This window comes from Pseudodesulfovibrio alkaliphilus (genome assembly GCF_009729555.1).
GTDB classification, from domain to species: domain Bacteria; phylum Desulfobacterota; class Desulfovibrionia; order Desulfovibrionales; family Desulfovibrionaceae; genus Pseudodesulfovibrio; species Pseudodesulfovibrio alkaliphilus.
On the sequence record NZ_WODC01000001.1, the window covers coordinates 281,451 to 293,610 of the forward strand.

The window sequence follows — 12,160 nt, forward strand, 5'->3', positions numbered from 1 at the left end:
ATGCGCCGCATGGCGAAAAGTCAACGGCCTCCACGGAACACAGCGTGTAGCCTCTTTCGGAGCACCCGGATTTCTGCTAGGAATCGGCATCATGGACACGCCGGAAACCTCTGCCCCTCCGGGCCTCGACGAAGCCGCCGCTCCCCCGGCCGCGTGGGCCGGAATCCTGCCCACCTTCCGGGAGCGCTTTTCAGGCTGGCATCTGGGCATGGGCACTCCAGACGTTCTGGCCGGACTGCTGCGGGGCCTCGCCGCCCTTGGGGCCAGCGAGCCCGGATGCCACGACACGGCCAGGGCAATGGGCCTGTGGGGAGCGCAGGCATACCCCCTTTCGGCCTCCCTTGCGGCGTCCATGCCCCCGGACGCTGTTGCCGATCATCCCGCCCTGCACGCGCTTCTGGCCCGGCTGGCCGACACCCCGCCGCCCGAGCAGGCGGACAGGGAGGCCGCCGCCACCTGGCACACCCTGGTCAGGGGCAACGACCACGAACTGACCCTGCGCTTTCTGACCCTGACCCTGCGCGACCCGCTCCGCTGGCCCGCATGGCTCCGCCACTGCTGGCAGGATCTGCTCTTTCTGAACCGACCGGATCTGGCCGAAGCCGCCCTGGACATGGTCCCCTGGGACGCTCCCTCATTGCCTCTCAAGGCGCGGCTGACGGCCGAACTGGCCTTCCATTCGCAGCCGCCCGACAAGGCGCTGCCCCTGGTGGCTGCCCTGGACCCCGCCCAATGGGGGCTCTGGCGCATCCAGGCGGGCAGCGAGCTGCTGCTGCGCCTCGGAGAAGCGGAAAGGGGACGCGATCTCCTGGCCACGCTCTGGCGGGCCATCCCCTGGCATGTCAATCTGACCCTCAAGCTGCACGCCCTTTACGCCCAACCGATCCGGGAAACGAACGACGAGGAGACCTCCTCCGTGGCCGTGCTGCTGTACTCGTGGAACAAGGCGGACCTGCTGGCCTCCACCCTGGAGAGCCTGGCCGCCAGCCAACTGGGACAGGCGCGGATATTTGTCCTGGACAACGGGTCCGCGGACCATACCCCCCAGGTGCTCGAGCAGGCCAGAAACCTCTTCCATCGGCCAAGCGGCGGCCCGGCCCTGCATGTGACCACCCTGCCGGTCAACGTGGGCGCTCCGGCGGCTCGAAACTGGCTGCTCTCCCTGCCCGAGGTGCGCCCCATGACCTGGGCCGCCTTCCTGGACGACGATGTGATCCTGCCCCAGGACTGGCTGATGAAGCTGCTGGGCGCGGCGCGGGAGCACGGCGGCGCGGACCGCATCGGGGCCGTGGGCTGCCGCATCACCTCGGCCACCGCGCCCCACGGGCTGCAATCGGCGGACTACAATCTCTTCCCCAGACCGCCCAAAGCCCCGGAACCGGGCGCACTGCCCAACCGGGTGGCCATCTTCGACAACTGCACGGGCTCGCCGGACACCGGGCTATTCACCTATGTCCGGCCCTGCCTGTCGGTTTCGGGCTGCTGTCACCTCGTGTCCATGGCGGCCATTGCCAGGGCGGGCGGCTTTGACCTGCGCTTCACCCCTTCCCAGTTCGACGATCTGGACCGCGACCTGCGCTCGGCCCTGGCCGGGATGCCCGCCCTGTACGCCGGAAACCTGGCCGTGCGCCACGTCCAGCATTCCAGTCTGGCCAAGGCCCAGACCCTGCGCCAGACCGGCCACGTCATGGGCAACAAGCTCAAGCTCGACACCAAGCACTCGGACGAGGAACTGGCCGGACTGGCCCGCGATACCTCCCGGATGCTCTGGGACGACCTCGCTGCAAAGCACGACACCCTGGTTGACCGGCTCGGCCGCAATGCTTAGTTCCCGTTTCGGAACATCAGCCTGAAGAGGAAGAGTGGCATGGAAGATGTCAGGGTTTACGGCGATTTTCACCGCGTTTCCCCGGAGCTTTACGAGCGGATCAGGGATGCGATCCCCTTTGATCAGGTGGAATACGACGGCGACGTGCTGCGCCTGGACCACGAGGGCGTCTACCTGATGATCGACGATTTTCTGGAGCTGATGCGCGACTCGCTGCCCGAGGGCGGCTACGGCCACGTCGAATACATCGACAACCTCGAATGGGCCGTGACCCGCTACACCATCACTCCGGGCAGGATCGACGAAAAACACGTCCCCGTGGACAACGTCCTCGACGCCCACATGCGCGACCACGGGCTGTAGGCGAACGACCCCCGCTACAGCAGCGTCCGGCGCCCACCTTCTTCGACCAGGTGAACGTCCACGGCCTTGGGGGCGATCTCCTCGTCGGTCACGGCGTAAGCGACGCGCTCGCCCGGCTCCAGGCTCTGGAAGCCGTCGCGCACGATCTCTGTGTAGTGGACGAAGACATCCACTCCATCGTCGCCGGTAATGAAGCCGAATCCCTTCTTGTCGTTGAACCAGGTCACTTTGCCTTCGCGCCGCACGGGAACCTCCGGTTGCATGAGCCGCCTGCAGTCCACCCTACCCCGCGACGGAATCCTTGGCAATGGCCGCGCCTCACGAACCCCGAAGCCTCTCATGCTCCTCGCGGGTGCCGGAAAAGACCACCCGGCCCGCATCAAGCGCCAGGACGCGGTTCACAGCCCCGATCATGTCGGCCTCATTGTGGGAGATGAGGATGAAGGGCACCCCGGCCCCGGCCAGTCTGTCCAACACCCGGCGCACAAGGGCTCGCGAGGGTGCATCCAACCCTGACAGCGGCTCGTCGAGCAGGAGCACGTCCGGCCCCGGAGCCATGGCCCGGGCCAGAAAAACCCGCCGCTGCTGCCCATAGGACATGCGCCGCAGGGAGCGCCCGGCCAGATGGGCCAATCCCACCCGCGCCAACCACTCGCGAGCGGCGAGCAGCTCGTTGCCCGTGGGTTGGTCGAGCATGCCCACGCTGCCCCGAAAGCCCGAAAGCACGGTTTCCAGCGCGGTCACTTCCCAGCCCAGCTCCCGAGCGTATCCGGCCTGAAGCGCGGGCGAAACCACACCGAGCCGCGATCGCGCCTGATCCATGGACATGCCGCCCAAGCGCTCGACCGTCCCGGTTCCGTTCCCGGCATCGTCGGCATAGGGAGCCAGCTCCGAGGTGATCAACCGCAGCAGGCTCGACTTGCCCGCCCCGTTGGGACCGACCACGGCCCAGCACTCGCCGGGAAGCACCTGCCAATGGACGGAGTGCAGGATGCGCGTGCCGCCAACGACCACGCTGACGTTATCCATACGCACCAGAAAAGGATACCCGGCAGCCGAAGGCTGGACGGACTGCCGCGTAGGCAAGTCGCAGGCGGCCAGCCCGGCCGGTTCGTCGGCCAGAACCTGCAGGGCCGTCTGGCGGTCGCCCTCGGCCTTCACCTGCCCGCCTTCAAGTATCGTGAACCGCTCGACGCACCCCGGCACGTCGCCCGCCCGGTGGGCCACGCAAACCAGGGTGGACCGGGCCGAAGCCGCGTCGATCAGGGCCAGCACCTCCCGATGCGCTGCGGCGTCGAGCCCCTCCAGACATTCGTCGAGCAGGAGCACTTCCGGCCCGGTAGCCAGGGCGCGGGCAACGAGGACCATGCGCGTCTGCCCGGTGGAAAGAGTGCCCATCTCCCGGCCCGCCAGATGGCCGATGCCGAGTTCGTGGATGACCGCCCCGGCCATGGCCCGCTGGGCCTCGGTCGGCTCGTCGTAGAGCAACGGGGTGTCAAAGAGTCCGGCCAGGATCACGGAACGGGCCGTGGCCCGGCGGGCATGGAGAAAGTAAAAATCCTGCATGTCCGAGGAGACCAGTCCGATGCGCTGGCGCAGACCGATGGGCGAGGATTGGGGACCGTGGCCGAAGTCGTAGGTCCGGGTCTGGGTCTGGCCCGGAGTCTGGTCGGTCGCCAATTCCCCGCGCAGAAGCTTGAGCAGCGTGGTCTTCCCCGAGCCGTTATCCCCGATGACCGCGGCGTGGCGGCCTCGCCTGAGTTGCCATGAGATGGGGCCGAGCAAGCGGGATGCGCCACGCGTGACCGTGGCGTCGCGCAGCTCGATAAGGCAGTTGTCACAAGAGCGCATGGCGGCATTGTTCCTTTTCGCTTCACGCTTGGCAACACTTTTGCCTTGAAGGTTCACGGGGTTCCGGCCATGAGGCTGTTGAAAACGGCGGCCTGCGTCGTTGCTTCAAAAAGATCAAACCCTCGCGTACAGGAAGTACGCTTCGGCCTTGAGCTTTTTTCGCGCCTAGCAGCTCACCATTTTTGAACAGCCTCCAGGTTTTGACTTTTTCAACGGTCGGCCTATGCTCGGGCCATGAGGAAAAACCCGCCCCAGCCCATGGTCGCCATGATCCATCTGCCCGGCTACGCCCCGGTCCGGCTCGGCGACGCCGTGGCCCGGCTGCTCGAGGCAAGCGGCCTGGGCCTGACGCCAGGCATTCGCGTCCTGGTCAAGCCCAACCTCGTGGCCGCCAGAAACGCCCGCCACTGCACCACCCATCCCGGCGTGGTCAGGGCCGTCTGCGCATATCTGCTTGATGGCGGTGCCAGGGTGACGGTGGCCGACTCCCCGGCCTTTGGCCCGGCAGGCCAGGTGGCCCGCGCCTCGGGGCTGGCCGAAGCCGTGGCCGGACTGGGCCTGAAGGTGACAACCTTGAGCCGCCCGGTGCCGATCCCCCTGACACGGGGCGGCAGCATCGGCCTCTCGCGGGACGCCCTTGAGGTGGACGCCATTCTCAACCTGCCCAAGCTCAAGGTTCACTGCCAGATGGTCATGTCCGGCGCGGTCAAGAACCTCTTCGGCTGCGTGGTCGGATTTCGCAAGGCCGTGGCCCATCACACCATGGGCGACGACCGTGATATGTTCACCGCCATGCTCATGGATGTGTACACTGCCCTGCCCCGGACACACCACCTCATGGACGGAGTGGAGACCCTGCACCGCGACGGTCCCACCGGGGGCGTCCCCTTTCCCTTGGGCCTGCTGGCCGCGTCCGACTGCGGAGTTGCCCTCGATACCGCCGCCTACACCATTTTCGGCCTTGACCCCGACCAGGTGCCCCTGTGGCGCGAGGCCATGAGCCGGGACATGGCCGGGGCAGTTCCCCTCGGCCTCGCCTACCCCCTGGACACCCCGGAGCGGTTCGACCCGGCCGGATTCCTCATGGCACCCCAACGCGCCCTGAAATTCGAACCGATGCGCCTGCTCAAGGGACGGGTGCGCAGCCTGTTGAAACACTTCACGAAATCCTGATTCCCCTTGCGCTCGCCCGCTGGGGGCGCTACGGTAAGCCATGTCCTTGCTCTCGCGCCACCGCTTCATCGTTACCGGCCAGGTGCAGGGGGTCGGATTCCGGCCCTTCGTCTACCGCATAGCCTCGGCCAACTCGGTCACGGGCACGGTCAACAACTCGAGCCAGGGCGTGGTCATCGAGGTGCAGGGCACTGCCGCCCAGGTGGAAGCCTTCGGCTTTGACCTGACCGAGACCCTGCCGCCCCTGGCCCGCGTCGTCAGCCTGCATTCCGAGCCGGTGGAGCCGGTGGAAGGCGAAAACGGATTCACCATCCTCAAGTCCACGGACGGGGCAGGACACTCGGTGCTCATCAGCGCGGACGTGGCCACCTGCCCGGACTGCATGGCCGACATCTCCAACCCCGGCAACCGTCGCCACCGCTACCCCTTCACCAACTGCACCAACTGCGGACCGCGCTACACCATCACCCGGTCCATCCCCTATGACCGGCCCATGACCTCCATGGCCTGCTTCCCCCAGTGCCCCGAATGCCAGGCCGAGTACGACGATCCGCTGGACCGCCGCTTCCACGCCCAGCCCAACGCCTGCCCGGCCTGCGGTCCCGAGGTGTGGCTGGCCGACCCGGCCGGGACCACCCTGGCCCGTGGCGACGAGGCCATCCGCGAGCTGGCCCGTTCCCTGGCACAGGGAAACATCGCGGCGGTCAAGGGGCTGGGCGGCTTTCACCTGGTCTGCGACGCAGCGTCGGACCGGGCCGTGGCCGAACTGCGCCGCCGCAAGCACCGGCCGGACAAGCCCCTGGCCATCATGACCTCCGACCTGGAGGCGGCCCGGCGTCTGGCCAGCCTGATCCCGGCCGAAGAGCAGTGGCTGACCGGCATCCGCCGCCCCATCGTCCTGGCCGCCAAGCGGGAGCCGTCGCCAGTATCCGCCCTGATCGCACCAAACACCAACTTTCTCGGGGTGATGCTCCCCTACACGCCGCTGCACCACATCCTGCTCGAGACCTTCGCCACCGCGAGCGGCCACGAAACGCCCGCCCTGATCATGACCTCCGGCAACCTCTCGTCCGAGCCCATCGCCCTGGGCAACCGCGAGGCCCTGGCCCGATTGTACGGGCTGGCGGACGTGTTCCTTCTCCACAACCGCGACATCCTCATACGCACCGACGACTCGGTGGTGCGGGTCAACCCGGATACCGCAGGACCCATACTCCTTCGCCGGGCGCGGGGTTTCGCGCCCGAGCCGGTGTTTCTGGCCAAGTCCGGCCCCACAGTGCTCGGCACCGGGCCGGAACTGAAATGCACCCTGACCCTGACCAAGGGCGACCTCGCCTTTCCCAGCCAGCACATCGGCGACATGGCCAACCTCGAATCCCTGGCCTTTTACAGGGAAATCCTCGACCACATGCAGGACATCCTGCGCGTGACGCCGACCCTCATCGTGCGCGACCTGCACCCGGACTACATGACCAGCACCCTGGCCGACGATCTGGGACAGCGGCTGGACATCCCGATCCTGAAGCTCCAGCACCACGTGGCCCATATCCACGCCGTGCTGGCAGAAAACCGCTTCAACGACCCGGTCATCGGGCTGGCGCTGGACGGCACCGGCCTTGGCGAGGACGGAACCATCTGGGGAGGCGAGTGTCTGCTGGTGGACCCGCAAAGCCTGGAGCATCAACGCCTGGCGCATTTCGCCCAGATCCGGCTGCCCGGCGGCGAGGCCGCGGTGCGCCAACCGTGGCGCATTGCCCAAGCCGCCCTATGGGAACTTGGCGTGACGGAGTCCGGGGCATATCACTGGCCGTGGCTCGATCGATTCGGCCAGGAGAGCGCCTTTCTGCCGCAGATGCTGACCCGGGGCATCAACTCGCCGCGCACCAGCAGCTGCGGCCGCCTCTTCGACGCCATGGCCGCCCTGTGCGGACTGTGTTCGACCATCTCCTACGAGGGTCAGGCCGCCATCCTTCTCGAAAAGGCCCAGGACATGACTGAAACCGGGGCCTATCCCTGCCCGCTCAAATCGGCGGACCCGGTCTCGCTGAACACTCTGGAACTGGTGGCCGCCGCCCTCGGCGACCTGAACCGGGGAACATCGGTGGGCAAGGTGGCCCGCCGCTTCCACCTTGGACTAATCCGCGGACTGACCGAAATGGCCTTCGCCTTCTCCACCCTGCTCGATACCCACCATGTGGCCCTGTCGGGCGGGGTGATGCAGAATCTGACCCTGGCCACCGAACTGCCCCGAGCCCTGGAGAGCGCCGGACTCATCCCCCTCATCCACCACCACCTTCCGCCCAACGACGGGTGCATCTCGCTTGGGCAGGCCGTCTGGGGCCAGCGCCGGATGCTGCTGGACGGATAGCCGCCACGCCCCCGAAACCACGCACAAAAAAAAGGGCCGGAACCCGCGTCCCGGCCCTTGGTACCTGTTCCGATGCAACCAGGCTGCTAGAAAGAAACCCGGCTGACGCCATCAATGGCGTTCAGAGCCTCCCGCACCGCCTCGCCCGGCTGGGTGTGCACGATGTACACGGTCTGGACATGGTCGCCCAGACGGCGGGAATTGCTCTCGCGGATGTTCACGCCCAGTTCGCCCATGGCCGTGCCGAACTTGCCGAACATTCCCGGCGTGTCTTCATGGGTGATGAAGATGGTATAGACATCCGCCCCCTCATCATCCACGGTCTGGCCGACGTTGACCGAGTTGTTGAACTCGCCGCGACGCAGATAGCCCGTGACCACCTCGGCGATCTCCATCCCGGTGCGGATGCCCGCGTTGCGGGTGGACGCCCCGAGGTGGGCGGAGAGCACGATGTTGTCGAGCTCGCGCAAGCGGCATTCAAAGGGCATTCCCTCGCGCTTGGGCTCGGATTCGTAGCAGTCGAGCGCGGCCCCGGCGATGGCTCCGGTCTTGAGCGCGTTGTACAGGGCATCCTCGCTCACGTTCATACCCCGCGAGGCGTTGACCAGGAAGGCGGTGTCCTTCATGATCTTCAACTCCTCCTCGCCAATGACCACCTCGCAACCACCGCAGTGCAGGCTGACGAAATCCGAGCGCTGGAGCAGTTCGGGGATGGTGTCCACATACTCAAGCGGCGCGTCGATGGAGCGGTACATGTCAAAGCCGATGACCTTCATGCCCAGGGCGCCCGCCTTGGCCGCCAGGGCCTGACCGATACGGCCGCAACCGATGATGCCCAGAGTCTTGCCGAAGAGTTCCACGCCGCCGAACCGCTTCTTGTGCCAGACCCCGTTCATCAGGGTGTGGTGGGCAAAGGGCACCCGCCGGGCGATGGCGAACATCAGCCCCAGGGCGTGCTCGGCCGTGGCATTGGTATTGCCGTTGGGCGCGAACTTGACGATAATCCCGAGCTCCTTGGCGGCCTCAAGGTCGATATTGTCCGTGCCAACGCCGCCGCGGCCCACTATCTTGAGCCGCCCGCCGTTGCGAACGCCCGCCTCCATCACCATGCGGGTGACTTTGGTGGCCGAGCGCACCAGAAGCGCGTCAAAGGAACCGATCTCGCTGATCAGGTCGTCTTCGTCGCGTTTCTCGGTTTCAACAGTAAAACCTTCCTTTTTCAAATACTTGACGGCCTCGTCCACCAATCCGTCATTGGCCAGTATGCGCATGCGCCTTCCCCCCTCGGGTTCCTAAAGTTTCTTCAGTTCGGCTTCGAGCTTGCCGAGATAATCGGCCAGCATGTCGGGCATGATGTCGCCCATGTGGCCGATGCGGATGACCAGCCTGCGGCCCTCGGCCTCCAGGGCCGCGTTGAGCTTGCCGTAGCCCGGGTCCATAAGGTAGCCCTGGCCGCGCAGCGACTCCTTGACGCCCTTCTTCAGCTGGGCAGCACTCACGCCGGCCGGGCAGAGCACGGCGGACACCGTGGGCGAACGATAGCCCTCGGGTGCGAACATCTCGAATCCGTTGAGACGGGCCGCCCAGGCCTCGACCATGCCGCGCATCTCAATATGCCGGGCAAAACGGGCGGCCACGCCCTCTTCCTTGACGATGCGCTCCAGCTGCACGAACATCTGGTTGGCCAGGGTGCAGTTGGGCGTGGTCAGGGTCTGGTTCTTGCGGGCGCGCTCCAGCTGCTTGGTGATGTCCGTGGTGTGGCCCTTGCAGGTCACGGCCTTTGCCTTTTCCTCGGCCTCGCGGCTGATGAAGCCAATGCCGAACCCAGCGGGCAGGGCCAGGGATTTCTGGGTGGCCGTGGAGTACATGGCCGCCCCGGAATTGATCAGATCAAGGTCCGCCCCGCCGAAGATGGACACGCCGTCCACCAGGGGCATGGCCCCGTGCTTGCGGATCATGGCGCAGACCGACTTCATGTCGTTGGTCACGCCGGTTGAGGTCTCGTTGTGGGTGAAGGAGACCACCGCAGGCTTGAGTTCGCGCAGTTTCGCCTCAAGCACGGTCAGGTCGATGGCCTGACCGTATTCGAACTTGAGATTCTCGGCCTTCTTGCCGTTGGCCACCGCGATATTGAAGTAATGGTCGCCAAACGCGCCCACCGAGACGTTGAGCAGGGTCTCGTTCTCGGCCACCAGCGAGCGGATGGACGCCTCCATGGCCGTGGAGCCGGACCCCAGGAAGAGGACCGGCTCATAGGCGTCGCCCGCCCCGGCCAGTATCCGCAGATTTTCCCGGATGGGAGCGAAACGCAGGTCGTTCTCGCTGTCGCGATGCCCGAACTCGGGCAGCAGCGCGGCCTGCTTGACATCGTCGCGAATATACGTCGGGCCGGTGATGAAGAGTTTCAGGGGTGCAAAATTTGGGGTGTTCATGGCTCGTGTCCTTCGGTGAATTTGACGAAAAATGGGAATTTCCGCCTGGCGCGCGGAAAATGTCCCCGTTCATATAACGGGAAGAACCCAATGTCCAGACGGGCCAAGACCCGACAGGACCTTCGCGGATGCGGGGGCTGGGGAGAATTTCATGCAGCAGAAAGGGGAGACAAGTCGATTTTCCCCTGGGGATGGGGGTGAAGGATGAAGAGCCGTCGCTGTCGCTCCTCCCCTCTCCCGCCCATGCACAGCCTCTCCCTTGCCACCCCCGCCCATCCGCTGTATTTTGCGGGCACAATCACGCAAGGAGACCCCATGAAGATCGGCATCCTCGGCGGCAGCTTCAACCCCGTCCATGTGGGCCATGCGCGCGCGGCCATAGAAGTCCTGGAACGGCTCGGGCTGGACCGGGTCGAACTGGTCCCGGCCAAGCGGCCGCCCCACAAGGAAGGCGCGGATATCCTGCCCTTTGACTTGCGCATGGAGCTTGTGGGCCGGGCCATCGAGGGCATCCCAGGGCTCGGCTCCAACCCGCTTGAGGGGGCGCGGCCCGGCCCTTCGTTCACCTGCGACACCCTGACCTGTTTCCGGGCGGAGCAGCCCGAGTCCGAGATATTCTTCATCCTGGGCGCATCCACTTTCCTTGATCTGCCATCCTGGCGGCGCGGGCTGGAAATCCCGTCCATGGCCTCCCTGGCCGTGGTCAACCGCTGGGAGGCGGCCGACAAGGTGGCGGGATTCATCGAATCCCAGTGGCCCGAGGCCAGGCGCGAGGCTGACGACACCTGGACCTTCCCAGGCGGCCGAATCGTGCGTGTGCTGGACATCCCCCGCCTCGACATCAAGGGCGGGCACATCCGCCGCCGCTGGCTCGAGCGCCGCTCCCTGCGCTACCTCGTGCCGCCGGGCGTGGAGGCCCTGCTCGAAGAGCGGGACGACGAAGTGGCCGTCTACTGGGGCAAACGGGCCTGATTAATGTATTGAACCGCCCTGACGGGGGGAGGGGCGCGAGCCTGATCCGCTTCTAGGCTTTCTTTCCGGCGAGCATCTGCCGGACCACGGCCATGACCGCCTCGGGGCGGATGGTGGTCAGACATGCCTGGGCCTTGGCGCAGGGTTTGCCTCCGTGCAGTGAGCAGGGGCGGCAGTCGAGATCGGCCTCGATGATCCGGTCGTGCGCCCCCGCCGGGAAGAACCCCCAGGCGCGTACGGTGGGACCGAAAAGCGCGGCCGCGGGCGTGCCCACGCCGCCGGCCAGGTGCATGGGTCCGGAGTCGGCCGTTATCAGCAGATCGGCCCGTGCCATGAGGGCGCAGGTCTCGCGCAGGCTGGTGGCGTTGGTGTAGTCCCGCCGATTGTCCCGGACCAGAGGCGCTGCATCACGCCCGACCACGAACCAGCCCATGCCCGCCGCAGTCAGCAGGCGGGTCAGCTCCTGCCAGTGCCCGCGTGGCCACTGCTTGGCCGGATGAGTGGCGTAGGGATGCAGGGCGATACGCGGCTTGTGCCGGTTCATGCCCGTCAGGCGCTCGTCGGCCCCGGCCAGTTCGGCCTCGGTCAGGAAGAGGCGCGGGGTGATGACGGCTGCCTCGGGCGCGTCGGAATCACGGGCCAGGGCGTAACGCTGGGGCACGGTGGTGGCCTCGAGTTTTATCCGCAATCGGTCCAAGCGGCTCAAGCCGAAGAGCCGCCGCGTGATCCCCTGTTTGGGATAGCGGCGCACCGGGCCGCGCCACAACCAACCGAGCACCCGCGAACGCAGGGTGCCGTGCAGGTCGATCAACTCGTGGCGGGCGAACTCCCGGGCCAGCTCGCGTGCCGTGGCGGGCCACGCATCCCTGAGGTGACGGTCTTCGAGGCCGACGACGCGGACCACGGCGGGATGATTATCGAACAGGGGCGCGTTGGCCGTCCGGGTGACGAAGACAAAGGTGTCGCCCCTGACGGCGTGCCAGTGGGCGAGCACCCCGGTGGTCAGGGCCACATCACCAAGATGACCCAGGCGAAAGACGACACCGGGCATCGCCGCGCTAGAGGATTTCATGCCCTTTCCGTTCGCCTCAATCCACCCGGAAGTCAAGGCGATTCCATATTGCGCCGCAGGTTGGCATCTGGTATGTTTCAGGCTCCAGACTCCGGCCCGAC

The 12,160-nt window shown here is 66.3% G+C and carries 10 protein-coding genes; 5 read left to right on the forward strand and 5 right to left on the reverse strand.

Annotated features, from left to right (window positions below; all coding sequences use genetic code 11):
• Positions 1-91 precede the first annotated feature (91 nt).
• Together GKC30_RS01430 and GKC30_RS01435 are read left to right on the forward strand one after the other, a co-directional pair.
• Positions 92-1,828: a glycosyltransferase gene (locus GKC30_RS01430; protein ID WP_155931777.1), complete on the forward strand. Its 1,737-nt coding sequence runs from the start codon at positions 92-94 to the stop codon at positions 1,826-1,828.
• A gap of 39 nt (positions 1,829-1,867) precedes the next feature.
• The gene (locus tag GKC30_RS01435) at positions 1,868-2,191 is read left to right on the forward strand and encodes a hypothetical protein (RefSeq protein WP_155931779.1); all 324 of its coding nucleotides are present in this window, start codon (positions 1,868-1,870) and stop codon (positions 2,189-2,191) included.
• Positions 2,192-2,205: 14 nt separating this feature from the next.
• Here the strand turns inward: GKC30_RS01435 and GKC30_RS01440 are convergent, their stop codons facing one another.
• Positions 2,206-2,436, reverse strand: a complete 231-nt coding sequence (locus GKC30_RS01440; RefSeq protein ID WP_367613915.1) for a cold-shock protein — start codon at positions 2,434-2,436, stop codon at positions 2,206-2,208.
• A gap of 73 nt (positions 2,437-2,509) precedes the next feature.
• Positions 2,510-4,042 carry an ABC transporter ATP-binding protein gene (locus tag GKC30_RS01445; RefSeq protein WP_155931781.1) on the reverse strand — a complete coding sequence of 511 codons (1,533 nt, stop codon included), beginning with the start codon at positions 4,040-4,042 and terminating at the stop codon, positions 2,510-2,512.
• Positions 4,043-4,276: 234 nt separating this feature from the next.
• Here GKC30_RS01445 and GKC30_RS01450 point away from each other — a divergent pair, with 234 nt between their 5' ends.
• Together GKC30_RS01450 and hypF are read left to right on the forward strand one after the other, a co-directional pair.
• The gene (locus GKC30_RS01450) at positions 4,277-5,215 is read left to right on the forward strand and encodes a DUF362 domain-containing protein (RefSeq protein ID WP_155931783.1); all 939 of its coding nucleotides are present in this window, start codon (positions 4,277-4,279) and stop codon (positions 5,213-5,215) included.
• Between the two features lie 40 nt (positions 5,216-5,255).
• Positions 5,256-7,583 carry a carbamoyltransferase HypF gene (hypF, locus tag GKC30_RS01455; protein ID WP_155931785.1) on the forward strand — a complete coding sequence of 776 codons (2,328 nt, stop codon included), beginning with the start codon at positions 5,256-5,258 and terminating at the stop codon, positions 7,581-7,583.
• An 86-nt stretch (positions 7,584-7,669) separates the two neighbouring features.
• Here hypF and GKC30_RS01460 read toward each other — a convergent pair whose 3' ends face one another.
• On the reverse strand, positions 7,670-8,854 hold the full coding sequence (locus GKC30_RS01460; protein WP_155931787.1) for a phosphoglycerate dehydrogenase: 1,185 nt from the start codon (positions 8,852-8,854) through the stop codon (positions 7,670-7,672).
• A gap of 21 nt (positions 8,855-8,875) precedes the next feature.
• On the reverse strand, positions 8,876-10,015 hold the full coding sequence (locus tag GKC30_RS01465) for a pyridoxal-phosphate-dependent aminotransferase family protein (protein ID WP_155931789.1): 1,140 nt from the start codon (positions 10,013-10,015) through the stop codon (positions 8,876-8,878).
• Between the two features lie 315 nt (positions 10,016-10,330).
• On the opposite strand from GKC30_RS01465, the gene GKC30_RS01470 reads away from it, so the two are divergent.
• Entirely contained in the window at positions 10,331-10,987 is a 657-nt protein-coding gene (locus GKC30_RS01470) for a nicotinate-nicotinamide nucleotide adenylyltransferase (RefSeq protein WP_155931791.1), read from the forward strand.
• 52 nt (positions 10,988-11,039) lie between these two features.
• Here GKC30_RS01470 and GKC30_RS01475 read toward each other — a convergent pair whose 3' ends face one another.
• Positions 11,040-12,059 carry a glycosyltransferase family 9 protein gene (locus GKC30_RS01475; protein ID WP_155931793.1) on the reverse strand — a complete coding sequence of 340 codons (1,020 nt, stop codon included), beginning with the start codon at positions 12,057-12,059 and terminating at the stop codon, positions 11,040-11,042.
• Between the last annotated feature and the right edge of the window lie 101 nt (positions 12,060-12,160).